The following is a 23,402-nucleotide window of genomic DNA, read 5'->3' on the forward strand; positions in this document are numbered from 1 at the left end:
CCCGTTTTGTCGCCGCCAACTTCATGATCAACGGGGCCAAGGGCGGGGGCGGGGCGAGGGCGGGTCAGAGGGCGGGTCAGAGGGCGGTGCGGGTTCGGGTCACCGCGTCGGTGGCGGCGGCCAGGACTTGGTCCGGGGGGTCGGCGAGCGTCAGGTCGGCGGTGACCACGCGGAGCTGGTCGGGCAGGGCCAGGTCGCTGGGGAGGCGGGGCACGTCGCGGCGCGGCTCACCGGCCGCGTCGGCGGCCAGGTTGGCGATCTCCTGGACCAGCTTGTGCACCAGGTCGGCCCGGGACACGTTGCCGCCGTCCGCCTTGGCCGACCAGCGCGGCTGCTGCCAGTGCCCGACCTGTCGGACCAGCAGGGTCACCGCCCGGTCCAGTTCCGCTGCGCTCATCGCCGCCGAGTCTACGGTCAGCGGCGTACGTAGCTGAGCAGGCGGAGGATCTGCCAGTACAGGAAGATCAACCCGACCAGCAGGCCGAAGGCGCAGTACCAGGCGTAGCGGCGGGGCAGCCGGTTCGCGGCCGACCGTTCGACCAGGTCGAAGTCGAGGATGAAGCTGAGCGCGCCCGAGATGATCGCCACCACCGAGAACAGGTACGGCAACCAGCCCACCTGGTCACTGAGGCTGTAGACGACCACCCCCTGCCGCCCGGTGAACAGGTACGCGAACAGGTTGACCAGGCCGATCGCCACGATCCCGACGAGCATGCCGATGACCAGCCGGGCCAGGCGCGGGGTGGCGCGTACCAGCCGGGCCCGGTAGAGCACCGCCATGCCGAGGAAGACGCCGAACGTGCCGACCACCGCCTGCGCCACGATGCCCGGATAGACCAGTTCGAAGGCGCGGCTGGCCACCCCGAGCAGCAGCCCCTGGAGCACGGCGTACCCGACGATCACCGGCGGGCTGGTGATCTGCTTCAGCGAGATGACGAGCACCAGGGCCAGGCTGGCCAGCGCGCTCCCGGCGAGCGCGGCGGAGATCCACGCGGCCTGCGGCACCACCACCCAGGACACCGCCGCCGTGACGCCGGTGACCAGCAGCAGGCCCACGGTCCGGCTGACCACGTCGGCGACAGTCATCGTGTCGGCGGTCCCGACCCCGAGTACCTGCCGCTCGGTACGGCCGACGTCGTCCAGCCGGTCCAGCACCGGGTTGGCACTGCGCACCGTGACCACCTCCCGCCCACGTACCCGGATCCCACTCTGCCCCGGGCGGCCCGGCGGGGGCGGGGAAACGGCGACGCCCGCCGCCGCGGATGCGGCAGGCGGGCGTCGTCGGGGAGGGCGTGATGTCAGTCGTCGCCCTGGAAGTAGCTGAGCAGCCGCAGGATCTCGATGTAGAGCCAGACCAGGCCGACCACGATGCCGAAGGCAGCCGTCCAGGAGTAGCGCTGCGGGAGGCCCATCCGGACCCCCTCCTCGATGTCGGCGAAGTTGAGCACGAAGCTCAGCGACGCCACCACGATGCAGACCAGGCTGAAGCCGATCGCCAGCGGGCTGCCGTCACGCAGGCCGGTGTTGATGCCGAACAGCGCCAGCACCAGGTTGACCAGCATCACGCCGAACAGGCCGGCCATGATCGCCACCATGATCCGGGCGAACTTCGGGGTGGCCCGGATGATCCGCGCCTTGTAGATCATCGCCATCAGGAAGAAGACGCCGAACGTGGCCACGACCGCCTGGAGCACGATGCCGTCGTAGAGCGACTCGAACGCCTTGCTGACCATGCCGACGAAGACGCCCTCGATGACCGAGTACGCCACGACGAGCGCCGGGTTGGCCATCCGCGAGAACGAGATGATCAGGCCGAGCACCAGGCCGACGACCGCGGCGCCGATCCACGCGACGCCGACGAGCGAGTCCGGCACGAGCACCCAGGCCGCAGCGGCCGAGGCGCCGAGGATGGCGAGCATGAGGACCGTCTTGACGACCACGTCGTCGAGGGTCATCGGGGTCACGGTGGGCGGGGCCACCGGCTGGCCGTAGCCGCCCGGGTAGGGCTGGGCGTAGGGCTGCTGGGGGTACTGCTGCTGCGGGTACTGCTGGGGGTATCCGGGCTGTCCATACGGCCCGGGCTGGGCGTACCCGGCCGCCCGCTCACGCTCTGCCGCCTGGCCGAGCCGGGCGAGCACCGGGTTCGACGTCTTCACTTCTCAGGCCTCCCTCAGGGGGTCGATCGCACGAAAGACGTGCTACTCCAGGGTAGACGTGGGCGCAATCGCGCGCGCCACGGCTAGCTGTGGGAAAGCTGAGAGTTCACGTGCCCGGGGCGGGGGTCGAACCCGCACGCCTTGCGGCAGCCGCTTTTAAGGCGGCCGTGTCTGCCGTTCCACCACCCGGGCGGGTGACACCGGCGCGTCGACACGCGGCGGTGCAGATCTCACCGTAGCGGCTCGTCCGCGACGCGGCGTACCCCGGCGGTTGCGGCCGTTATGGTCGAGGCCGTGACCAGCGCCGCCCGCCCGGCCCTCCGGCCCGATCACCGCCGGGCGGCCGGTCCGGCGGGGGTCGCGCGGCGGGTGACGGCTGTCGTCCGGCGGCACCGCGCGGACCTGCTCGTGGGGCTGGCGTTCGTCGCGCTCGCCGCCTGGCTCACCCACGGCCTCTGGCCGGCGCCGGGCACGCGCGCACTCGCCCTCAACCCGACGGACCAGACGCTGTACGAGTGGTTCCTGGCGCTGGACGCGCGTGCCCTGCGCGGCGAGCTGAGCCTGGTCACCGGCCGGTTGAACGCGCCGGACGGGGTCAACCTGATGGCGAACACCTCGGTCGTGGCGCTCGGCGTGCTGCTCGCCCCGGTCACGCTGGCGTTCGGGGCGCCTGTCACGTTCGCGCTGCTCGTCGCCGGGAACATGGCCGGTACGGCGCTCGCCTGGTACCTGCTGTTCACCCGCGTCCTGCGGGCCCGCCGGCTCGCTGCCGTACTCGGCGCGGCGCTCTGCGGTTTCGGGCCGGGCATGGTCTCGCAGAGCAACGGCCACCTGCACATGACCGCGCAGTGGCTGGTCCCGGTGCTGGTCTGGCTCGTGGTCCGGCTGCTGCGCGCCGCCGATCCGTCCGGTCGCCCGGACGGCCCGGACCGCCGCCGGATGGCCTCCTCCGCGGCCGGGCTCGCCGCGGTCGTCACCGTGCAGGTCTTCGTCGGCGAGGAGGTGCTGTTCCTCGCCGCGCTCACCCTGGCGGTGACCGCCGTCGCGTACGGGCTGGCCGACCGGGACCTGCTGCGCCGGGCCGGGCCCGGGTTCGCCGGTGGCCTGCTCGTCGCCGCCGGGCTGGCGCTGCCGGTGCTGGCGTACCCGCTGTGGGTGCAGTTCGCCGGCCCGCAGGGCGTCGCGGACGGCATGTTCCCGCCCGCCTACTTCTCCGCCGACCTGATCGGCTGGACCCGCCTGTCCGCGCTGACGGTGTTCGGCAGCCCGGAGGCGGTACGGCTCACCACCGGCCCGGCCGAGTTCACCACGTTCCTGGGCTGGCCGCTGCTGCTGGTCGCCGCCGCCTTCGCGGTCTGGCTGGGGCGGCGGGCCCCGGTGGTGGCGCTCGTGGCCGGGGCGCTGACGATGGCCGCGCTGGCGCTCGGCCCGCAGGTGGTGGCGGGCGGTGAGCGGACCGGGATCCCCGGCCCGTACGCGCTGCTGGCCGGGCTGCCGGTGGTGGACGGCGCGCTGCCGATGCGTTTCGCGCTGGCGGTGCTGCCGCTCGTCGGCACCGTGCTCACCCTCGCCGTGCACCGGGCGCTCGGCGAATCCGGCCGGGCCCGCCGGGTCGTCCCGTTCGCGGCCGGCGCGGCGCTGCTCAGCGTCTTCCCCACGCCGCTGCCCACGATGGACCGGCCGCCGCTGCCCGAGTTCGTCACCGGCGGCCACTGGCAGAAGTGCGTACGCCCTGGCGGGGTGCTGGTGCCGGTGCCCACCGCCACCCCGCAGGATCCCTGGCCGATGCGCTGGGCCACCGCCACCGGCGTCGCGTTCGCCATGCCGGAGGGCTTCTTCATCGGCCCGTACGGCCCGCACGGCACGGCCACCATGGGCACCTGGCAGCGTCCCACCTCGGCGCTGCTCGCCGACGTGGCCCGCCGGGGCGTGGCGCCCGCGATCGGTGACCGGCAACGCCGCCAGGCCGCCCGGGACGTCGAGTTCTGGCACGCCTCGTGCGTCGCGGTGACAGACGACACGCCGCACGCGGAGATGCTGCGCCGCACCGTGGAGCAGCTGTTCGGGCGGCCGGGTACGCGGCTCGCCGACGCCTGGACCTGGCGGTTCTGATCCCGGACACGGCGAAGGCCCCTCCCGCGTACGGGAAGGGCCTTTCGTCCGGCAGGCGTCAGACGCGCGCGGCGACCGGCGGGGCGGACGCCTCGGCGAACTCCTCGCGCGGGTCGTGCAGCTGGCCCAGCGCGACCACCTCACGCTTGAGGAAGAACGCCAGGGTCCAGTCGACAACCACGCGCACCTTGCGGTTGAACGAGGGGATCCGCGACATGTGGTACGTCCGGTGCATGAACCACGCCGGCCAGCCGGTCATCTTGATGCCGTAGACCTGCGCCACGCCCTTGTGCAGGCCGAGGCTCGCCACGCTGCCGGCGTGCTTGTGCTTGTAGTCGACCGGCTCACGCCCGCGGATCACGTTCGCGATGTTGTCGGCCATCCGCGCCGCCTGCCGCACCGCGTGCTGGGCGCTCGGGGAGCAGAAGTTACCCGGCTCCTTGGTCAGGTCCGGTACGGCGGCGCAGTCACCGGCGCTCCACGCGCCCTCGACCACCCGGTCGCCGTCCACGATCTGCAGCGTCGGCCGGCAGGTGACCCGGCGGCGCTCGTCACGCGGGAAGTCCGTCGCGTCGAGCATCGGCGACGGCTTCACACCGGCGGTCCAGACGATGGTGTCGGACGGGAAGCTGTCGCCGTCGGAGAGCTTCACCACACCGTCGACGCACGACTCCAGCCGGGTGTCCAGGCGGATGTCCATGTCCCGCTTCATCAGCTGCTGCACCGTGTAGGCGCCCATGTCCCGGTCGACCTCGGGCAGCACCCGCTGGGTGGCCTCGACGAGCACCCAGCGCATGTCCTCCGGCTTCAGCTCCGGGTAGTAGCGCAGCGCGTCCCGGGCCATGTCCTCCATCTCGGCGAGCGCCTCGATGCCGGCGTAGCCGCCGCCCACGAAGACGAACGTCAGCGCACGGCTGCGGACCGCCGGGTCGGTGGTGGAGGCCGCCACGTCGAGCCGGTCCAGCACGTGGTTGCGCAGGAAGATGGCCTCGCCGATGGTCTTGAACCCGATGCCGTTCTCGTGCAGGCCGGGGATCGGCAGGGTGCGGGAGACCGAGCCGGGGGCGACGACCACGTGGTCGTACTGGATCTCCCGGGCCGGGCCGCTGATCGGCTGCACCACGGCGGTCATGCGGTCGTGGTCGATCCGGGTGACGGTGCCCGCCACCACGGTGCACTTGCGCAACTCCCGCCGCAGCGGCACCACGGCGTGCCGAGGGGAGATGTTGCCCGCCGATGCCTCCGGGAGGAACGGCTGGTACGTCATGTGCGGCTGCGGGTCGACGACGATGACCTCCGCCTCACGCCTGCTCAGCTTCTTGGACAGGCGCAGAGCGGCGTACAGGCCCACGTGACCGGCACCCACGACAAGGATCCGCTTCGGGTTCACGTCATCTATCTTTCCCCGGGTGCTTCGGGTAATCCCGCGCGAGACCCCCTTCTGTGACGGAGCACAACCGGTGTGACCTGCGCAACGTCCCTGGAACGCTGGGTCACCTGCGCCGGAGCAGCCAGCCCAGCAACCCGCTCAGCCCCACCGCCACCAGCAGTCCCGCCACTGTCGCGGCCTGGGAGCCGTCGGTGCCGCCCACTCCCCCGAGCCACGCCAGCACCACGCCGAGCACGGCGCTGGCGAGCACCACGCCGCCCGCCCGGCCCAGCCACCGCAGCACCACGTCCGGGTCGATCAGACCGTCGTAGGGCAGCAGCGCGGCCAGCGCGCAGAGCGAGTGCGCCAGGTAGAGCAGCGTCGCCACGGCGAGCAGCCGCCACAGCGCCGGTGGCCGGTCGAAGCCGAGCGTGGCCAGCAGCCAGCCGCCGACGGTCACCAGCGCGGTGAACGTCGGCCAGATCCGGCGCGGCCCGGCCGCCGGGAGCACCGCGGCCACCGTCATGGCCAGCAGCGAGCGCGGGGTGAGGGCCTGCACCGGGTACGCGAGCAGGAAGCCGGCCAGCACGGTGAGGAAGATGCCGCCGCGGACGAGCAGCGGCAGCGGGCTGACCCGGGCGGCCGCGTACCGCAGCGCCCGCACCCGCTCGACCAGGGCGTCCGTCACTGAGCCGGCCTTTCGTTCGCGACTGCGGGACTCCGCTTCGCTGCGTTCCTCGCGCTCACCGAGCCGGCCTTTCGTTCGCGACTGCGGGACTCCGCTTGGCTGCGTTCCTCGCGCTCACCGCAGCCCTGCCTTCGGGGCGGTCGCCAGGCGCGACACGTCGCGCAGCACCTCGTCCAGGCTGCCCGCGCCCGCCCAGCGCACCACCGGCACGCCGTGCTCGCGGAGCTGGCCGATCATCGTGTCCCGGTCGAGCCGCCACAGCCGGTACGCCACCTCGGCCCAGCCGCGTTCCTTCGGCACCGGCAGCTCGGTCGGCAGCGTGTCCACCGCCACCACGAACCGGCCGCCCCGGGCCAGCCGGGCCAGCATCTGCGCGGACCGCTCGTCGAGCAGCGGGGTGAGCACCACCACGAGGGCGTCCGAGGAGAGCACCTGCGGGCCGAACACCTGGTCGTACGGCTCGTGCGGGGACGTCGTGGCCTGCACGTCGAGCAGCCACTCCAGCACTGTGAGGTACTGCCGCCGGCCGGTGGCCGGACGCAGCCGGCGGGCGGCCGGGCCGTACTCCAGCATCGACACCCGGTCACCGCGGTGCAGGTAGTGCTCGGCGATCGCGGCGGCGGCCCGCACGGTGGTGTCCAGCACCGACGCCGTGCCGTTCACGCCACCGGAGCGCCCGGCCTCGGCCAGTACGTCCAGCAGCACCACCACCTCGGCGTCCCGGTCCGAGAGCGTGGCGGCGACGTGCAGTTGGCGGGCCCGCAGCGACACCCGCCAGTCGATCCGGCGCAGCCGGTCACCGGGTGCGAACACGCGTACCCCGGCCAGTTCGCCGCCCTCGCCCGGCCGCCGCGACCGGTGCGCGCCGACCAGCCCGGCGGCCCGGGGCATCGCCTCGACCGCGTCGAACGGTTCGGTACGCGGATAGACCCGGGCCCGGATCGGGTCGGTGAGCACCGCGCGGGAGACCAGCAGCCCGTCGGCGGCGGCGACCCGCACCCCGGCCGGGCCGATCGGGTGCCGTCCCCATCGCAGGGCGGTGCCGGTCAGTTCCAGGTCGACGGCGCTGCCCGGGGGTACGGAGGTGACGAACGGGCGGTCCGCCCCGCCGGAGCGGCTCACGTCCAGCCCGGTGCCGCCGAAGCCGACCTGCTCCACCCGAAGCCAGCGCGACATCCGGGTCCGGACCACCGCCAGGTCGTACCCGATCAGGTCGGGGTTGGCCACGGCGACGCTGGCGGCCAGCGGCGCGCCCTCGACCAGGTGGGTGTCCCCCACGCCCAGTTCCAGCTCGGGCAGCCCGGCGGGGCGGCGGCGCAGCGCGTACGCGGTCCCGAGCGCGAACGGCGTGGCGAGCACCACCAGGTCGATGCGGCCGAGCAGGACGGCCGCGACGAGCAGCACGCCGGTGAGCAGCACGGCCCGGCCGAGCGCCCAGGTGGGTGCCCAGCCGCTCGCCGCGTCGGCCCGGTCCATCAGCGTCCGGTGGCGTAGCTGGGCAGCGCGCCGCTGGCCGGGGCGGGCGTCGACTCCAGCACCTCGCCGACCACGAACGACGGGTCGACGCGGCGCAGCCACATCTCCGGCCGCAGCGTGATCCGGTGCGCCAGCGCGGGCGCCGCCACCGCCTTGACGTCCTCCGGCACCACGTAGTCCCGGTTGGCGAGCACCGCCCGGACGCGGGACAGCAGCAGCAGCGCCAGCGAGCCGCGCGGGGACGCGCCGACGAGCACCGACGGATGCTCCCGGGTGGCTGCGGTGAGCGCCACGATGTAGCGGCCGACCGAGTCCTCGACCACCACGTCCTCCAGCGCGGCCTGCATGGCGCGCAGCGTGGCGGCGTCCACCACCGGCTTGATCTCCGCCTCCTCGCGGCGGCGGGCGATCCGGCGGCGCAGCACGTCCCACTCCTCGTCGTGGCTGGGGTAGCCGAACGAGACCCGCAGCAGGAACCGGTCGAGCTGCGCCTCCGGCAGCGGGTACGTGCCCTCGTACTCGATGGGGTTCGCGGTGGCGAGCACGTGGAACGGCTCGTCCAGGCGGTAGGTCACGCCCTCCACCGACACCTGCTTCTCCTGCATCGCCTCCAGCAGCGCCGACTGCGTCTTCGGCGGCGTCCGGTTGATCTCGTCGGCGAGCAGCAGGTTGGTGAACACCGGCCCGGCGCGGAAGGCGAAGTCGCCGCTGCTCTGGTCGTAGAGGAACGAGCCGGTCACGTCGGCGGGCAGCAGGTCCGGGGTGAACTGGAGCCGCCGGAAGTCCAGCCCGAGCGCCTGCGCGAAACAGCGCGCGGTGAGCGTCTTGCCCAGGCCGGGCAGATCCTCCAGCAGCACGTGACCACCGGCGAGGATGCCGGCCAGCACCAGCTCCAGCGCGTCCCGCTTGCCGACCACGACGGTGCCGACCGCCTCCAGGACGGCCCGGGCGAGCCGGCCCACCTCGGCGGGGGCCATGCTCCGGTCCACGTCGTTCATCAGATCTTCTCCAGTTCGGCGACGATCGCCGCGAGGTCGCGCGGCGACGGGGGGCGGCGGACGGGGGTGGCGAGGAACGTCCACAGTGGCTCGCCGAGCACCGCCCGGGCGCGGGCCGGGTCGGACTCACGGGTGACGCCGTGGCGCTGGCGCAGCCGTTCGTCGGCCAGCTCGCCGAGGCGCGGCAGGATGCGCTCGGTGAACCGCTCCCGGTTGTCGGAGGACCAGTCCAGCGGCCGCTCCCAGCCGTTGATCGCGGTACGCAGCGCGTCCCGGGCGGACCAGTTCCAGGTGCCGGGCTCCTCGCCGGCGGGTGCCCGGACGCCCGCGCGGGGCGGCGGCGGAGGCGAGAGCGCGGCGGTGACCCGGCGTACGGCGAGCACGGCGAGCACCCCGGCCACGATGATCCAGATCGGCACCTTCAGGCCGACCGCGCGCAGCCCGACCACGACCACGACGACGACGGCTGCGGTGACCGCGGCACTCCGCAGCAGCAGGCGCGCCCGGCCACTCCCCGAGGGGCGCACGTCCTCCCCGGCGGGCTCCTCGCCGAACGACATCAGGTCGTCGATGCTGGTGCTCACGACGCCTCCCCCGCCAGGCTGGTCAGCTCGCCGCGCAGCCGGCGCAGCGCGGCGCGGGCCTGGTCCCGGGTGTGCTCGTCGACCGGGTGCGTGGCGTACCGGGCCTCCCGGTAGACGTGCGCGAACCCGTCGAGCACGTCGGCGCTGGCGATCGCCGGGATCCCGGCCGCCGCGTCGCCGCGCAGCAGCCGGCCGACCAGGTCGGTCGGGGTGTCACCGGTGTGCCGGGGCACACCCGCGTCCTCGGCGGCCTCCTCCAGGCGTACCCAGCAGGCGATGACGGCGGTCCGCGGGTCGGTGGAACGGTCGTCCAGTTCGACGAGTCCGGCGTCGAGCGCGGCCACCACCTCGCGGGCGGTCCCCTCAGCGGTACGCCTGGTGCGCCGCACCGGAACCGCGCGAGTAGTGCGCCGCAGCGCGCCCCGGAGCACGGTCCACAGGACGTACCCGACGGCGCCCAGCACCGCCGCGGACAGCAACGCCACGGCGGCGGTGGCCAGCCAGTCGGGCACACCGCCCGCCGTGGACTCGCCCACGTCGCGGGGTTCGACGGGGATCGACGGGACCGCCTCGGGCGACGGGTACTCCGGCACGTACGGGATGGTGTCGGCGGCGGGCGGGATCCGGCTGGCCCCGATGGCGGAGTGACCGGCGGCGAACGCGGCGAGCGCGAGCAGCACCGTCACCGCGGCGACCGGCCACCACCTGCGCAGTACGCCGAAATCCATCCCACCGCCCCAGGTGCTCCTCAGTCCACCCCGGCCAGGTCCTTCGCCCGGGTGAACACGTCGTCCAGCATCGCCGGTGTGAGCCGGCCGGTGAACGTGTTCTGCTGGCTGACGTGATAGCAGCCCAGCAACGCCGGCACCGACTCGCCGGACCAGTGTGCCCCATGGCCGAACACCGGTCGCGGAGTGGGCGGTCGCTGCCCGTACACCTGGCGTAGCACCGGCCACCACGCGGCCCACGCGAACGCGCCGAGCGCGACCACGACGCGCAGCGTGGGCCGGATCAACTCGACCTCGCGGTGCAGCCACGGCGCGCAGGTGTCCCGCTCGTCCGGGGTGGGCTTGTTGTCCGGCGGCGCGCACCGCACGGCGGCGAAGATGCGGGTGTCGCGCAGCGTCAGGCCGTCGTCGGCGGACACGCTCGTCGGCTGGTTGGCCAGCCCGGCGCGGTGCAACGCGGCGAACAGCACGTCACCGGACCGGTCCCCGGTGAAGATCCGGCCGGTGCGGTTGCCGCCGTGCGCGGCCGGTGCCAGACCGAGGATCGCGATCCGGGCGTCCGCCGGCCCGAGGCCGGGCACCGGCCGCCCCCAGTAGTCCTGGTCGCGGAAGGCCGCCCGCTTGACCCGGGCGACCTCCTCCCGCCACGCCACCAGGCGCGGGCAGGCGAAGCAGTCGCTGACCGCGCCGTCGAGGTCGGCCAGGTCGGCCGCCCGCGCGGCGCGGGCGACCACGTCCTGCGGGGTACGCGACTCAGCCAAGCTTCGCCCGGAACAGCTCCAGCGTGCGGGCCCAGGCGGTGGCGGCCGCCCGCTGGTCGTAGTGCTCGGGCCGGTCCTCGTTGAAGAACGCGTGCGAGGTGCCCGGGTAGTCGAACGTCTGGCAGGTGCCGCCGGCGGACTCGATGGACCGGCGTACGCTCTGCACCCCGTCGGCGGCGGACAGGCCGTCCGCCTCGGAGCAGTGGATGAGCGCTGCCTTCCCGGCGTAGTCGGCCCAGTCGGTGGCCATCCCCTCCCAGGGCAGGCGCGGGTAGAACCCGGCGGTCGCGACGATGCGCTCGGAGAACGTGCCGGACCACAGGGCCAGGCTGGCGCCCGCGCAGAACCCGGCGCAGCCCACCTTGCCGGCGACCTCGGACCGGCTCGCCAGGTATTCGGCGGCGGCGGCGATGTCGCTGGCCGCCTCGTCCATCTGGGGGCTGTTCAGCATCAGCCGCGGCTCGGTCGGCTTCACGGCCGGCCCGCCGTGCCGGAAGTCGGGCGCGAGGGCGACGAAGCCGGCCTCGGCGAAGCGGTCCACCACGGCCCGGACGTGGGGCACCAGTCCCCACCAGTCCTGGATGACGATGACCGCCGGGCTGGCCGCACCGCCGGAGGGTATCGCGAGATACCCCTCGCTCGTCCCCCCGTTGCCGGTGAAGCTCACCATCTCGCCCATGGGCCCGTCCTCCTAGCGGTCAGTCATCATTGGCTGGTCGCCCAGTTGGCTGCTACGTGCCGGTAGCGTGCCACGCCGTCACCGGCGCGGGGAAGACGGAACAACAGTGGCATTCACCTCCTGTCGACCTCACAGACGACCGCCGGACGCCTCGTGCCGCAGGCCCGCGAGATCTTGGAGGATTCCGGCCCCCATGAGGGCCGTTTCGTACCAAGATCTCGCGGGATCGGGCGCGCTAGCGTGTTGTGGGGGCGGTTGGGGTGGGGCTGTCTGTGGGTGCGGGTGCCGGCGGGGCGATCGACGGGGAGGCCGGTGCGCCGAACGGTGCCAGCTCCGGACAGTACGGGTAGGCGTTGCGGGGTGCGGGCACGGCGCCGGACGAGTCCAGGCAGTTCGGCCAGCCGAGCCGGATCGGCACGCCGTTCTGGTCGAACAGCTGCGCGTCGCGGATCAGCCGCCCCTGCTGGTCGTAGACGAAGACGTCCTCGATCCGGTCGTACCGCCGGTCGACAGACGTCTGCTCGTAGCCGCTGTAGACGTCGGAACTGGCGTTCCGGTCCACATCGACGAGCACCGCGAAGCCGAAGAGCAGCAGCCCGGCCGTACCCAGCCGGTGCAGGCGGCGCGGCCAGCCGGTGAAGCCCGCGGAACGGCGGCCGAGCCACAGTGACGCGACCACCGCGCCGATGAGCAGCAGCAGGCCGGCCGACGCGTTGTCGTCCGGCCGGGGCAGCAGACCGGGCCGGCCACCGTCCACCATCACGCTGATCAGCAACGCGGCCAGCCAGCCACGCACCAGCCACCAGGCCGGGCGCAGCGGACGCAGGAAGTCGCTCACCGTCTCGTGCCCGAGCACCGGGCCGAGCTGACGATCCAGCAGACGGATCTGCGTGGCCGCCCGCTCCCGCGCCTCGGCCAGCCGGTGGAAGCGCGCCGGTCGCCGCCCCTCCCCGGCGCCGGCGGCGGCGCGCAGCTCGGCCGCGTACGCCTCGGGGGTGCCCAGCCGGTCCACGAGCGCGCCCTCGCCCTCGGCGGCCACCTCGGCGAGGTGTTCCGGAAGGTCCTCGGTCAGCTCGTCGCGGACCGCCGGCGGCAGGTCGGCGAGCGCCGCGCGTACCCGGTCGACGTAGTCCGTGATCTCCTGCCCAGTGACGGTCATGCCGCCATCCCCCGATCGTCGAGCAGTGCGTCCATGGTGGTGGCGAACGAGCGCCAGGTCTTGCCGGAGCGGGTGAGCTGGTCACGCCCGGCGGCGTTGAGCGAGTAGTACTTGCGGTGCGGCCCGGATTCGCTCGGCACCACGTACGTGGTGAGCAGACCTGCGGCGAACAGCCGGCGCAGCGTGCCGTAGACCGAGGCGTCGCCGACCTCGGTCAGACCGGCTTCGCGCAGCCGCCGCAGGATGTCGTAGCCGTATCCGTCCTCGTCCTTGAGCACGGCGAGCACCGCCAGGTCGAGCACGCCCTTGAGGAGCTGCGTGGTATCCACGCTCCGCACACTAGTGCGCATTGCGCACTACCGTCAACGACACAGCACCTACGGGTGGGCGGTCCACCCGATGAAACGGTCGAACAGGTCGGCCGGGTTCGGGTTGGCGGCCATCAGGTCGGCGGTGGCGTCGAACAGGCAGCCCGCCATGTGGATCGACAGGGCGACGCGGTCGCGCCGGTAGTCCAGCAGCAGCAACAGGCGGGCCGGCTGGCACGGCCAGGGGGCCGCGCACACCCGGCACAACCACAGGGGCCGCATCGGTACGTGCGGCCGCACCGCACGGCGACTGCGATCGGGTACGGGAGAACAGTTCCTCACGGTCATCCCCCGATCGTGTCGCGCCCTGTTGTCAACGTCAATAGCCTCCGTAGTTGTCGCTGTTCGGCGACGCCGACGCTGCCATCGTCAACGTGTGGAGTTGGTGGGCGTGTCGGAGATCCGGGCGATGCTCGGCAACGTGTCGCGTCAGCGCGCATCCGTGATCGCCAACCAACGCAACTTCCCGGAGCCGATCGCCGTGCTGGCGATGGGCAAGGTCTGGCGGAAGTCCGACGTCGAGAAGTGGATCAGGGAACACCGCCCCGACCTGGCGACGGACTAACCCCGCCCGTCCCGTTGACCAAGGACTTTGCGTACCCGGAGGCGTCCGGATCTGACACGAACTCCTTGATCACCGCCGAAGGGGCGGGCGAGAAGATGAGGGCTAGGCGAGGCTCCAGGCGATGCCGTCGAGGATGTCGTGCTCGGAGGCGACCACCGACGGCATCCCGGCCCGCTCCATGATCACCCGCAGCACCAGCGCGCCCGCGCCGATCACGTCGGCCCGCCCCGGGTGCATCACCGGGTACGCCAGCCGCTGCTCACTGCTCTTGCCCAGCAGGTCGGCGGTCACCTCGGCCACCTGCTCGTACGAGACCCGGGCGTGGTGGATGCGGCTGGGGTCGTACTCCTGGAGCCCTTGCGCCAGGGCGACCACGGTGGTGACCGAACCGGCGAGGCCGACCAGCGTGGCGGCCTCGCGGCCGGGCACGGCGGCGAGCGCGCGGTCGACGGCGGCGGCGATGTCGGCCTCGGCGTCGGCGATCTGCGCCGCGGTCGGCGGGTCGTCGTGCAGGTGGCGTTCGGTCATCCGGACGCAGCCGATGTCCACCGAGATCGCGCCGCGCACCCCGTCGGCGCGGGTGCCGACGACGAACTCGGTCGAGCCGCCGCCGATGTCGACCACCAGGTACGGCGGTTCGGCGTCGGCGGGCAGGCCGCGCACCGCGCCGGTGAACGACAGGCGTGCCTCCTCGTCACCGGTCACCACCTCGGGCGGTACGCCGAGCGTGCGCTCGACCATGGTGCGGAAGTCGGCGGCGTTGGAGGCGTCGCGGGAGGCCGAGGTGGCGCACATGCGTACCCGGTCGGCGCCGGACTTCTCGATCTCCGCCGCGTAGTCGGCGAGCGCCACGCGGGTCCGCTCGATGGCCTCCGGCGCGAGCATGCCGGTCTGGTCGACGCCCTGCCCCAGCCGGACGATCTCCATCCGCCGCGAGACGTCGCGCAGCGGCGCCGCGTCCCCGGCCGACGCCTCGGGCAGATCGGCGATCAGCAGTCGGATCGAGTTGGTCCCGCAGTCGATGGCTGCCACACGCGCACTCACGGCGCCCACCCTACGGCAGCCCGCCCGCGCTCAGAGGCGCAGCAGCATGCGGGTGTTGCCCAAGGTGTTGGGCTTGACCCGTTCCAGGTCCAGGAACTCCGCGACACCCTCGTCGTACGAGCGCAGGAGCTGCTCGTACACCGGCTGCGGCACGGGTGCGCCGTCGATCTCCCGGAAGCCGAACGAGCCGAAGAAGCCGGTCTCGAACGTGAGCACGAAGATCCGGGCGACGCCCAGCTCCCGTGCCGCGTCGATCAGCCCGCCGACGATCCGGTGCCCGATCCGGTGGCCCCGGCAGGACGGGTCGACCGCCACCGTCCGGATCTCGGCCAGGTCCTCCCACATGACGTGCAGCGCGCCGCAGCCGACCACAGTGCCGTCAGGCGTCACCGCGACCCGGAACTCCTGCACGTCCTCGTACAGCGTCACAGTCGCCTTGCTGAGCAGCCGCCGGTCGTCGGTGTAGGTGTCCACCAGCCGACGGATACCGCGCACATCGGTGGTGCGGGCCCGCCGCACAGTGATCTCGTCGGCGCTCATCTCACTCCGCCGGCGGCACGTCCACGCAGGGGCCGGCCGCCCACCACTTCTCCACGAGCGCCAGCGTCTCGTCACCGAACGGGTTGACCCCCGGCCCGGCCGCGAGCGCGTGCCCCAGGTGCACGTGCAGGCACTTCACCCGCCCCGGCATGCCGCCGGCCGAGATGCCGGCGATCTCCGGCACCTCACCGATCGCCTCCCGGCGCGTCAGGTAGTCCTCGTGCGCCGCCCGGTACCGCGCCGCCAGCTCCGGATCCTCGGCGAGCCGCTCGGCCATCTCCTTCATCAACCCCGCCGACTCCAGCCGGCTGCACGCCGCGGTGGCACGCGGGCAGGTCAGGTAGAACAGCGTCGGGAACGGCGTGCCGTCGGCCAGCCGGGGTGTCGTCTCCACCACATCGGGCAGACCGCACGGACACCTGTGGGCCACCGCGCGGGTGCCGCGCGGCGGGCGTCCGAGCTGCGCGGCCACCGCGGCCAGGTCGGCCTCGGTGGCCGGCTGGCGTTCCGGCGGGGGTACGGAGTCCGCCGCCGGCTCCTGCGGTGGTACGACGCTCAAGGTTGTGCCTCTCGAATCAAAGCTCACTTGTCCTGGCGGTCGGCGTTGGCCGCCTGCACGCTCGACCACAGGGTGTCGTACCAGGGCGCGGGCGGCTTCGGCGCCCCCGGCTTCGCGCCCTTGCCGGCGTCCTTCGCGGCGCCCTCCGGGTCGGAGAGCACCACGAGCAGCGTCTCGCCCGGCTTGCCCATGAAGAACCGCTCCCGGGCCTGCGTCTTGATGTACTCCGAGTCCTGCCACTTGGCCGCCTCGGCGGTGAGCCGCTCGATCTCGGCCCGCTGGGCGGCCTGCGCGGCTTCCATCCGCTCGATGTCGGCCTGCTGGTCCAGGTAGACGCGGACCGGATAGGTGTACGCCAGGGCGAGCGCGATCAGCACCGCGAACAGCACTGTCGCGCGCCCGGTGAAGCGCCGGGGTTGGGGTGCGGTGAGCCGCTTGACCGGGCCACCGGCGGCGGTACGCCGGGCCGCGGCGGGGCGGCTCGCGGAGCGTACGCCGTCGGTGGCACGGGACGCGCCGGGTGACCGGCCGGCGGCGCGCGCCTCCGCGCGGACGCCGTTGTCGCGTGCCGTGGACCGGACCCGGGCACCGCCCGTCCGGCCGGGCTGACCCGGCCGACGGGCGGGCCGCTGGCCACCCGGTGTGCGGCGCTGCTGCATCGTCACACCCCTCCCCCGGAGCGCTCGCTCAGGCCGAACGGTAGCGCGGGAAGGCGCCGGCACCGGCGTACCGCGCCGCGTCGGCCAGCTCCTCCTCGATCCGCAGGAGCTGGTTGTACTTGGCGACCCGGTCCGAGCGGGCCGGCGCGCCGGTCTTGATCTGCCCGCAGCCGGTGGCGACGGCCAGGTCGGCGATGGTGGTGTCCTCGGTCTCGCCGGAACGGTGGCTCATCATGCACTTGAAGCCGGCCCGGTGGGCCAGGTCGACGGCGTCGAGCGTCTCGGTGAGCGAGCCGATCTGGTTGACCTTCACCAGCACCGCGTTCGCGGCCTGCTCGGCGATGCCCCGGGCGATGCGCTGCGGGTTGGTCACGAACAGGTCGTCGCCGACGATCTGGATGCGGTCGCCGAGCGCGGCGGTGAGCGTGGCCCAGCCGCTCCAGTCGTCCTCGGCCAGCGGGTCCTCGATCGACACGATCGGGTAGTCGCCGGCGAGCTTGGTGTAGTAGTTGCTCATCTCCTCGGCGCTCTTGGCGCTGCCCTCGAACGTGTAGGTGCCGTTGTCGAAGAACTCGGTGGCGGCCACGTCGAGCGCGAAGACGATGTCGGTGCCGAGCCGGTAGCCGGCCTTCTCCACGGCCTCGGCGATCAGGTCCAGCGCGGCGGCGTTGGTGGGCAGGTTCGGGGCGAAGCCGCCCTCGTCGCCCAGGCCGGTCGACAGGTTCTTCTTCTTCAGCACCGACTTCAGCGCGTGGTAGACCTCGGCGCCCGAGCGCAGCGCGTCCCGGAACGTCGGCGCGCCGATCGGCGCGATCATGAACTCCTGGATGTCGACGTTCGAGTCGGCGTGCGCGCCACCGTTGAGGATGTTCATCATCGGCACCGGGAGCAGGTGCGCGTTCGGGCCGCCCAGGTAGCGGAACAGGCTCAGCTCGGCGCTGCCGGCGGCGGCCTTCGCCACGGCCAGGGAGACGCCGAGGATGGCGTTCGCCCCCAGCTCGCCCTTGTTGTCCGAGCCGTCGATGTCGATCATCTTCTGGTCGATCAGCCGCTGCTCGCTGGCCTCGTAGCCGATGAGCTGGTCGACGATGCGGTCCTCGATGTTCGCGACCGCCTTCTCGACACCCTTGCCCAGGTAGCGATCCTTGTCACCGTCGCGCAGCTCGACCGCCTCGAAGGCGCCGGTGGAGGCGCCGGACGGCACCGCGGCGCGGGCGATCGTGCCGTCGTCGAGCCCGACCTCGACCTCGACCGTCGGGTTGCCCCGCGAGTCCAGGATCTCCCGGGCGACGATTCCCTCGATGGTTGCCACTGAGTCGCTCCTCGTTTGTGTGGTTCCGGTCCGTATGGGCCGCGACGGTGCGGCTGAGGCAGGTGTTGAACGCAGCGTATCGGTCCCCGCCCTGCCGCACCCCGCTCGGGGCGGCCCCCGAGGCGCCTGCTGAGACGGACATTCCCGGATTACCGGTCGTCAACCGGCAACCGGTTTGCGAGACGTTGCGTCGATCGACAAGGCTGGGCATCATGCCTGCCGCCTCGACGACTCTCCGCGTGCTCGCCGCCTCGGTCATCGCGTCGCTCTCGGTCACCGGCTGTCAGGCCCTGGACGACGCGAACGTCGCGCTCGGTCGCGCCGACCTGGTCAACGACCTCGCCGCGCGGATGGACCGGGCGCTGGAGCAGACCTGGGCCGCCGACTACCAGATCGACGGCGGCCGGACCGCCTCGATCGCGCAGACCAAGAAGCCGCTGCGCTCCACGTACACCTGGCCCGGCGGCAAGATCACGGTGACCCAGGAGTCGGTGACCCGGTGCGCCAGCACCGCCGCCCGTACCTCCTGCACCGTCTCGCCGCCAGTGCTCACCGCCGGGAAGCCGTCGGTGATCGTCTACGACGAGGCGCGCAAGCAGGGCCTGGTCACGCCGCCCGCGGTGATCCGGCTGCTCACCGACGCGGCGCTCGCGCCGGACGCGGTCATCGAGCAGAGCGACACCACGCTCGCCGGCCGCCACGCCACCTGCGTCGACGTCACCCACGACGGGGAACGCTTCACCGCCTGCGTGACGACCGAGGGCGTGCTGGGCAGCTTCTCCGGCACGCTCGACGGCAAGCCCGCCGAGGTGACGCTGAGCCGCTACACCGAGAGCGTCGAGGCGGCCGCGTTCGCGGTTCCGGCCGGCGCCGGCGTGGTGGACCGCCGCCCGTCCACGTCATGACCACGGGGTTCCTGCCTGCTGCCGATCACGGGAGGCCGCCGCACCCGGACGACCTGGCGCTGCCGGTGTCCGGGCGGAAGCTGCTGACCGGCCCGGACGAGCAGCCGCTGCGGATCGACGCGCTACCCGGCGACCTCGCCTGGATCCCGGTCGGCACGCTCGACGGCGTCCCGGCGTGGGCGGCCGAGGTGACCGATCCGGAGTCGCTTCCCGGCCGGTGGCGCGGCTGGCGCGGCCTCGCCGCCGAGCTGCCCGCACCCCGCGCGGACCTCGCCGGGCGGGCGCTCGCCGTGGTCACCTGGCGGCGTACCCACAGGTGGTGCGGGGCGTGCCGGGCCGAGCTGGCCGACGTGCCGGGCGAGACCGCGCGGCGCTGCCCGGACTGCGGGCTCACCTCGTTCCTGCCCCTGTCCGTCGCGGTGCTGACCGCGATCACCCGCCCCGGACCGGCGGGTGGCGTAGACGAACTGCTGCTGGTCCGGCACGCGCAGGGGCCGACGCAGCTGTGGGCGCTCGTCGCCGGGTTCGTCGAGGCGGGCGAATCGCTGGAGGCGGCGGTGCACCGCGAGGTCGCCGAGGAGGTCGGCCTGACGCTGCGGCGACCGGTGTACGTGGACAGCCAACCCTGGGCGCTGTCCGGGCCGGGCACGCTGCTCGCCGGTTTCACCGCCGAGGTGACCGACCCGGCCGCCGAACCCGTCGTCGACGGCATCGAGCTGACCGGGGCGCGCTGGTTCCCGGTGGATGCGCTGCCCGCCGAGCTGCCGCCCGCGTACTCCCTGTCGCGCTGGCTGATCGACGCGGTCGCCGCCCGGCGGTGACCGCAGGCCGGGCCGCCGCCCGGCGGTGAGCCTCACACCCCCAGCAGCGTGCGCAGATGGCGCGGCGGCGGGCAGTCGTGCGCCAGCATGGCGTCGTGCCAGTCGCGCACCGTCACGCCGTCCGGCCGGGCGGCGGCGATGTCGGCCATCTCGCTGTACCCGACGAAGTACGTGGAGAGCTGCGTCGAGGTGAGCAGCGCCCGCCGCCACTTGCCGGCCGCCTCGCCCTCCTCCTGGAAACCGCGCCCGGTCATCAGCGCCATCGCCTCGGACTCGGGCAGGTCGTCGCAGTGCACGAGCTGGTCCAGCAGCGCGTTGATGGTCATCCGGAGCTGCATCTTGAGCTGCTGCAACCGCACCGGCAGACCGCCGAAGCCGAGCCCGGCCATCAGCTCCTCCGCGTAGACCGCCCAGCCCTCGACGAACACACCCGACTCGGTGAGCGCGCGTACCCGGGTCGGGCCGTCGTACCGGCGGGCGTGCGCGAGCTGGAGGAAGTGACCGGGCATCGCCTCGTGCACGGTCAGGTTGCGGATCATGTGGTCGTTGTACTCGCGGTAGAACGACTCGACCCGCTGCGCCGGCCAGTCCGCAGGGGTGGGCGAGATGCAGTAGAACGTCGGTACGTCGGCCGTCTCCAGCGGGCCCGGCGAGTCGCAGTAGGCCACCGCCACGCCGCGCGCGAACTCCGGCATCTCCTGAATGACGCACGGATCGGTGACCATGCTGACCAGGTCGTGGTGGCGGACGAAGTCACTCGCCTCGTCCAGCGTGACCGAGGCGAGGTCGACGATCGTGGCGTCGTCCGGGTGCTCGGCGGCGAGCAGGTCCAGCGCCCGGCGTACCGTCTCGTCGTCGGCCGGACCACCGACCAGCTCGACCGACGCCGCGCGGATCTCCTCGGTGACCCGGTCGAGGTTGGCCCAGGCGCGGCGCTGCACCTCGGCGGCGCTCAGCTCGGTGTCGAGCGTGTGCCACAGCCGCGCCTCCCACCGCCGCCGGCCCAGCCGCGGGTCACGCCCCGGGCCGGCGTCCGCGGCCAGGCCCTGCCGCAGCCAGGCCACGAACTCCTCCAGCGCAGCGATCGCGTCGGTGGCCGCCGGACCGACCCGGTCGCGCATCGCCGGCGCCTCGGCCAGCAGGCCGGGCACCTCGTCGCGGATCAGCGCCGCCGTACCGGCGAACTGCCCGACCGCCGTCTCCGCGTGGACCCGCGGCATGTCCCGCAGCGTCGCGCGCGCCGTCGACAGCGCATCGGGTACGGCCGACAGACGCCCGGCGAGACTGGTCAGGCGCTCCTCGGCCGGGGCGAAGGGACGGGCCAGCAGGGCGTGCAGCAGCGGCCCCGGATTGTGGCGCAGCGGATCCCACTCGTGGCCGCGGATCTCGGTGGCCTCGAACAGTCCCCGGTCGACGAGGCTGGTGAGCAGCGCGTGGTCGACGCTCTCCGCCGGGTCGAGCGCGTCCGGGTCGATCTCGGCGAGCGCGTCGGCCGCGTCCTTGAGCATCGCCTGGTCGGCGGCGAGGGCGTCGGCGGAGAGATCGGGCAGCCGGTCGTCGGAGCGGTGATCCCCGACGGAGGTGGCCAGCCCGGGCCGGCTCTCCAGCAACGCCTCCACGATCCGCTCCGCCAGCGGCACGAACGCTTCCATCCCCCGACCCTACCGACCCTCCCGCCCACTCCCCCGCCTCGCCGCCCCCCGTTGATCAAGGAGTTGATGTCCCCGCCCGAGCCCGCCCCCGACCCAAACCCCTTGATCGCCGCCGGAGTCCCCTGGAAGGCCGACGTCTGCCGGCGTGCCGGTTGGTCGGCCGCGAGCGCGCGTCGTCCGGGGGCGGGCGTAGATCTTGGACGGAAACGGCCCCTATAGGGGCACTTTCGTACCAAGATCTACGGCGATCCCGGGATACAGACGGCGAATCTCGACTGCTGGGAGGGGCACGGCTGGGCGGGGCTGGGCGGGGCTGGCGAGGTCCGGCCGGGCAGTCCGGCTCGGCAGTCCGGCTCGGCGACCCTGCACTCTGCGCCCGGGCAGATGGGGCATGTGCGGCACCGATCGGGCCGAAAGTGCAAGATCGCGGGGAGCGGGGCGGGGGCAGGGTGGGGCGCGGGGGCGGGGCGGGGGAGGCTGGGTCAGGTGGGGTGGTTCGGGGTGGGGCGTTCGGCGGCTCGGACTGCTTCGGCGTACGCCAAGGTGGCCCGCCGCAGGGCGGCCTCGGGATCGATGCCGGCATGACGGGCCGCGGCGACCGTGGCCAGCAGGCTCGCGCCGAGCCGGGCCTCCGGGTCCACCTGCGACTCGGCCAGCGGGGGCGGTACGGCGAGGCCGACCCGACCGGCCCGGTCCAGGATCTTCGCGGCCAGCGACAGCGCGGGCTGGCTCAGCGCGATGCCGTCCAGCACCGACTCACGGGTCTTCTCGGCCCGCTTGATCCGTTCCCAGTTCGCCTCGATCTCCTCGATCGAACCGGCCGGCTCACCGGAGAACACGTGCGGGTTGCGCCGCACCATCTTGTCGACCAGGGTGCCCGCGACGTCGTCGACGGTCCAGCTCTCGCCCTCCGGCAGGTTCTCCGCCAGCCGGGCGTGCAGCAGCACCTGGAGCAGCACGTCGCCCAGTTCCTCGCGAAGCGCGTCGGTGTCGTCGGCGCTGATCGCGTCGTACGCCTCGTAGCACTCCTCCAGCAGGAAACCCGCGAGGCTGCGGTGGGTCTGCGCCCGCTTCCACGGGTCGCCGCCCGGGGAGGCCAGCCGGTCCATCACCTCGACCGCGTCGAGCAGCCGGGCACCGGGCGGATCCCACGAGCCGTACATCAGCTCCAGCTCGGCCAGCCCGGGCTCGCGCGCAAGCCGCAGCCCAAGCTCACGGGCCAGCGTCTCGTCGCCGGCCGGGCCGGCCAGCCACACCGCCCCGCCGTGCGCGGCGGCGGCGTCGAGCAGCGCCTGGGTCGCACCCTCGGTCACCACGCTCACCTCGGCGCCGGCCGTCCGGACCGCGCGGGTCAGCTCGCTCTCCGCACCGGCGAGGACCGGCGCGGAGCGTACGGCGTCCCAGGCGGCCGAGGTCAGCAGGCCGGCGGGCAGCCGGGGTGAGGTGACGAGCAGGACGATCCGCGCGGTCATGCGGCTCCGGGAGCCGGGGAGCCGGAGGCCGGTGCCTCGGGCGTGGAGATGTCGGTGACCGGGCCGTCCTTGTCGACGTACGGCAGGGAGTAGAAGACGAACGACTGGCCGGTGTTGACGAGCGACGGCACGCCGGTCACGCCGAACCGGGGGTTGACGCGGACATCCGACTTGTCGGCCTGCTCCTGCAACGCGCTGCTGAGCGCGGTGGCGGTACGGACGAAGCCGGCCTCGCCGAACGCCTGCCGGACCTGGTCGACGCTCAGGCCCGGCTGGATCGCCCCGGTCTTCTCGAGGGCGTGGTAGACGGCCATCAGGGACTCGTCGCTGAGGTCGGCCGGGGGCAGGCTCTGCTGGAGCGTGCCGGAGAGGTCGACCCACTCGCCCCACAGCTTCGTGTACTCGGTGGTCGCCGGCATGCGGAGCGCCTGCTGGATCTGCTCCGGGGAGATCTGGTCGGTGACCTGGAGGCCCTTCTCGGCCGCCACACGCTTACCCAGGTCGATCGCGACCAGCAGGTTCAGCACGTCCTGCCGGGTCACCGGGGACCGCAGCTCCGCCGGCGACGGCGTCTGCGGGGCCTGGCTACGGACGGCGTCCGCGTACTGCCGCTGCGCGTCCTCGTAGATCGCGTCGACCCGGTCGACGGAGTACCGGGTGTCGCCGACGTACGCGGCGACGTCCGGGGCGGAGCGGCCACAGGCGGCGAGGGAGAGCGCGGCGAGGGCCGCGACGCTGACAGCGACGAGGGAACGGCGAGCACGCATGAGGGTCACTCTCTCACGCCCCGTACCG

Annotated in this window: 26 protein-coding genes and 1 tRNA gene; 4 read left to right on the forward strand and 23 right to left on the reverse strand. The window is 73.3% G+C overall.

Annotation, left to right across the window (positions count from 1 at the left end; genetic code table 11):
• Positions 1 to 76: 76 nt before the first annotated feature.
• The 4 genes from ACPCK6_RS15430 to ACPCK6_RS15445 all read right to left on the reverse strand — a co-directional run bounded on the left by ACPCK6_RS15430 (position 77) and on the right by ACPCK6_RS15445 (position 2,348).
• Positions 77 to 397 carry a hypothetical protein gene (locus ACPCK6_RS15430; RefSeq protein WP_318332429.1) on the reverse strand — a complete coding sequence of 107 codons (321 nt, stop codon included), beginning with the start codon at positions 395 to 397 and terminating at the stop codon, positions 77 to 79.
• Between the two features lie 17 nt (positions 398 to 414).
• Positions 415 to 1,173, reverse strand: a complete 759-nt coding sequence (locus tag ACPCK6_RS15435) for a Bax inhibitor-1/YccA family protein (protein WP_423481445.1) — start codon at positions 1,171 to 1,173, stop codon at positions 415 to 417.
• Between the two features lie 125 nt (positions 1,174 to 1,298).
• Positions 1,299 to 2,156, reverse strand: coding sequence for a Bax inhibitor-1/YccA family protein (locus ACPCK6_RS15440; RefSeq protein WP_128138118.1), 858 nt, complete (start codon positions 2,154 to 2,156; stop codon positions 1,299 to 1,301).
• A gap of 111 nt (positions 2,157 to 2,267) precedes the next feature.
• Positions 2,268 to 2,348, reverse strand: a tRNA-Leu gene (locus tag ACPCK6_RS15445).
• Between the two features lie 90 nt (positions 2,349 to 2,438).
• Between ACPCK6_RS15445 and ACPCK6_RS15450 the strand changes: the two genes are divergently transcribed.
• On the forward strand, positions 2,439 to 4,268 hold the full coding sequence (locus ACPCK6_RS15450) for a DUF6311 domain-containing protein (protein ID WP_423481446.1): 1,830 nt from the start codon (positions 2,439 to 2,441) through the stop codon (positions 4,266 to 4,268).
• 58 nt (positions 4,269 to 4,326) lie between these two features.
• Here the strand turns inward: ACPCK6_RS15450 and ACPCK6_RS15455 are convergent, their stop codons facing one another.
• From ACPCK6_RS15455 to ACPCK6_RS15505, 11 genes are all read right to left on the reverse strand, one after another.
• Complete coding sequence (locus tag ACPCK6_RS15455) at positions 4,327 to 5,658, reverse strand: NAD(P)/FAD-dependent oxidoreductase (RefSeq protein WP_013284111.1); 1,332 nt, start codon at positions 5,656 to 5,658, stop codon at positions 4,327 to 4,329.
• A gap of 103 nt (positions 5,659 to 5,761) precedes the next feature.
• Positions 5,762 to 6,325, reverse strand: a complete 564-nt coding sequence (locus tag ACPCK6_RS15460; RefSeq protein WP_396879964.1) for a hypothetical protein — start codon at positions 6,323 to 6,325, stop codon at positions 5,762 to 5,764.
• Between the two features lie 114 nt (positions 6,326 to 6,439).
• Positions 6,440 to 7,801: a DUF58 domain-containing protein gene (locus ACPCK6_RS15465; protein ID WP_396879963.1), complete on the reverse strand. Its 1,362-nt coding sequence runs from the start codon at positions 7,799 to 7,801 to the stop codon at positions 6,440 to 6,442.
• On the reverse strand, positions 7,801 to 8,799 hold the full coding sequence (locus tag ACPCK6_RS15470) for an AAA family ATPase (RefSeq protein WP_396879962.1): 999 nt from the start codon (positions 8,797 to 8,799) through the stop codon (positions 7,801 to 7,803). Before ACPCK6_RS15470 ends, ACPCK6_RS15465 begins: the two co-directional genes overlap by 1 nt.
• Positions 8,799 to 9,359 carry a hypothetical protein gene (locus ACPCK6_RS15475; RefSeq protein ID WP_396880397.1) on the reverse strand — a complete coding sequence of 187 codons (561 nt, stop codon included), beginning with the start codon at positions 9,357 to 9,359 and terminating at the stop codon, positions 8,799 to 8,801. The genes ACPCK6_RS15470 and ACPCK6_RS15475 overlap by 1 nt, the downstream gene beginning before the upstream one ends.
• A 20-nt stretch (positions 9,360 to 9,379) precedes the next feature.
• The gene (locus ACPCK6_RS15480; protein ID WP_396879961.1) at positions 9,380 to 10,111 is read right to left on the reverse strand and encodes a DUF4129 domain-containing protein; all 732 of its coding nucleotides are present in this window, start codon (positions 10,109 to 10,111) and stop codon (positions 9,380 to 9,382) included.
• 20 nt (positions 10,112 to 10,131) lie between these two features.
• Positions 10,132 to 10,845, reverse strand: coding sequence for a uracil-DNA glycosylase (locus ACPCK6_RS15485; protein WP_013284105.1), 714 nt, complete (start codon positions 10,843 to 10,845; stop codon positions 10,132 to 10,134).
• A 19-nt stretch (positions 10,846 to 10,864) separates the two neighbouring features.
• Positions 10,865 to 11,551, reverse strand: a complete 687-nt coding sequence (locus tag ACPCK6_RS15490; RefSeq protein WP_423481447.1) for a dienelactone hydrolase family protein — start codon at positions 11,549 to 11,551, stop codon at positions 10,865 to 10,867.
• A 235-nt stretch (positions 11,552 to 11,786) separates the two neighbouring features.
• The gene (locus tag ACPCK6_RS15495) at positions 11,787 to 12,710 is read right to left on the reverse strand and encodes an HAAS signaling domain-containing protein (RefSeq protein WP_423481448.1); all 924 of its coding nucleotides are present in this window, start codon (positions 12,708 to 12,710) and stop codon (positions 11,787 to 11,789) included.
• Positions 12,707 to 13,039 (reverse strand): PadR family transcriptional regulator, encoded by a 333-nt coding sequence (locus ACPCK6_RS15500; protein WP_030271259.1) that lies wholly within the window; start codon positions 13,037 to 13,039, stop codon positions 12,707 to 12,709. Before ACPCK6_RS15500 ends, ACPCK6_RS15495 begins: the two co-directional genes overlap by 4 nt.
• Positions 13,040 to 13,087: 48 nt before the next feature.
• Entirely contained in the window at positions 13,088 to 13,276 is a 189-nt protein-coding gene (locus ACPCK6_RS15505) for a hypothetical protein (protein WP_318332418.1), read from the reverse strand.
• 178 nt (positions 13,277 to 13,454) lie between these two features.
• On the opposite strand from ACPCK6_RS15505, the gene ACPCK6_RS15510 reads away from it, so the two are divergent.
• On the forward strand, positions 13,455 to 13,643 hold the full coding sequence (locus ACPCK6_RS15510) for a hypothetical protein (RefSeq protein WP_176921700.1): 189 nt from the start codon (positions 13,455 to 13,457) through the stop codon (positions 13,641 to 13,643).
• A gap of 102 nt (positions 13,644 to 13,745) precedes the next feature.
• Here the strand turns inward: ACPCK6_RS15510 and ACPCK6_RS15515 are convergent, their stop codons facing one another.
• From ACPCK6_RS15515 to eno, 5 genes are read right to left on the reverse strand one after another with little or no spacing between them, the layout of a single operon-like run.
• The gene (locus ACPCK6_RS15515) at positions 13,746 to 14,675 is read right to left on the reverse strand and encodes a Ppx/GppA phosphatase family protein (protein WP_423481466.1); all 930 of its coding nucleotides are present in this window, start codon (positions 14,673 to 14,675) and stop codon (positions 13,746 to 13,748) included.
• Between the two features lie 42 nt (positions 14,676 to 14,717).
• A complete protein-coding gene (locus ACPCK6_RS15520) occupies positions 14,718 to 15,227 on the reverse strand; it encodes an amino-acid N-acetyltransferase (RefSeq protein WP_396879958.1) in 510 nt (169 codons plus the stop codon).
• A 1-nt stretch (position 15,228) separates the two neighbouring features.
• Positions 15,229 to 15,786: a DUF501 domain-containing protein gene (locus tag ACPCK6_RS15525; RefSeq protein ID WP_135243360.1), complete on the reverse strand. Its 558-nt coding sequence runs from the start codon at positions 15,784 to 15,786 to the stop codon at positions 15,229 to 15,231.
• A 23-nt stretch (positions 15,787 to 15,809) separates the two neighbouring features.
• Positions 15,810 to 16,445, reverse strand: coding sequence for an FtsB family cell division protein (locus ACPCK6_RS15530; RefSeq protein WP_423481449.1), 636 nt, complete (start codon positions 16,443 to 16,445; stop codon positions 15,810 to 15,812).
• A 28-nt stretch (positions 16,446 to 16,473) separates the two neighbouring features.
• Entirely contained in the window at positions 16,474 to 17,757 is a 1,284-nt protein-coding gene (gene eno, locus ACPCK6_RS15535; protein ID WP_423481450.1) for a phosphopyruvate hydratase, read from the reverse strand.
• Positions 17,758 to 17,969: 212 nt separating this feature from the next.
• Between eno and ACPCK6_RS15540 the strand changes: the two genes are divergently transcribed.
• Together ACPCK6_RS15540 and ACPCK6_RS15545 are read left to right on the forward strand one after the other, a co-directional pair.
• Positions 17,970 to 18,662 carry a hypothetical protein gene (locus ACPCK6_RS15540; protein WP_396879957.1) on the forward strand — a complete coding sequence of 231 codons (693 nt, stop codon included), beginning with the start codon at positions 17,970 to 17,972 and terminating at the stop codon, positions 18,660 to 18,662.
• Positions 18,659 to 19,483 (forward strand): NAD(+) diphosphatase, encoded by an 825-nt coding sequence (locus tag ACPCK6_RS15545; RefSeq protein ID WP_423481451.1) that lies wholly within the window; start codon positions 18,659 to 18,661, stop codon positions 19,481 to 19,483. The genes ACPCK6_RS15540 and ACPCK6_RS15545 overlap by 4 nt, the downstream gene beginning before the upstream one ends.
• Positions 19,484 to 19,515: 32 nt before the next feature.
• Here the strand turns inward: ACPCK6_RS15545 and ACPCK6_RS15550 are convergent, their stop codons facing one another.
• From ACPCK6_RS15550 to ACPCK6_RS15560, 3 genes are all read right to left on the reverse strand, one after another.
• Entirely contained in the window at positions 19,516 to 21,135 is a 1,620-nt protein-coding gene (locus ACPCK6_RS15550) for a DUF885 domain-containing protein (protein WP_423481452.1), read from the reverse strand.
• A gap of 482 nt (positions 21,136 to 21,617) precedes the next feature.
• On the reverse strand, positions 21,618 to 22,607 hold the full coding sequence (locus tag ACPCK6_RS15555; RefSeq protein WP_423481453.1) for a nucleoside triphosphate pyrophosphohydrolase: 990 nt from the start codon (positions 22,605 to 22,607) through the stop codon (positions 21,618 to 21,620).
• Positions 22,604 to 23,374: a SurA N-terminal domain-containing protein gene (locus ACPCK6_RS15560; protein ID WP_423481454.1), complete on the reverse strand. Its 771-nt coding sequence runs from the start codon at positions 23,372 to 23,374 to the stop codon at positions 22,604 to 22,606. The genes ACPCK6_RS15555 and ACPCK6_RS15560 overlap by 4 nt, the downstream gene beginning before the upstream one ends.
• Positions 23,375 to 23,402: the final 28 nt, after the last annotated feature.

Origin of the sequence: Micromonospora sp. AB353, assembly GCF_049538395.1 — a bacterium.
In the GTDB taxonomy this organism is placed as follows: Bacteria; Actinomycetota; Actinomycetes; order Mycobacteriales; family Micromonosporaceae; genus Micromonospora; species Micromonospora aurantiaca.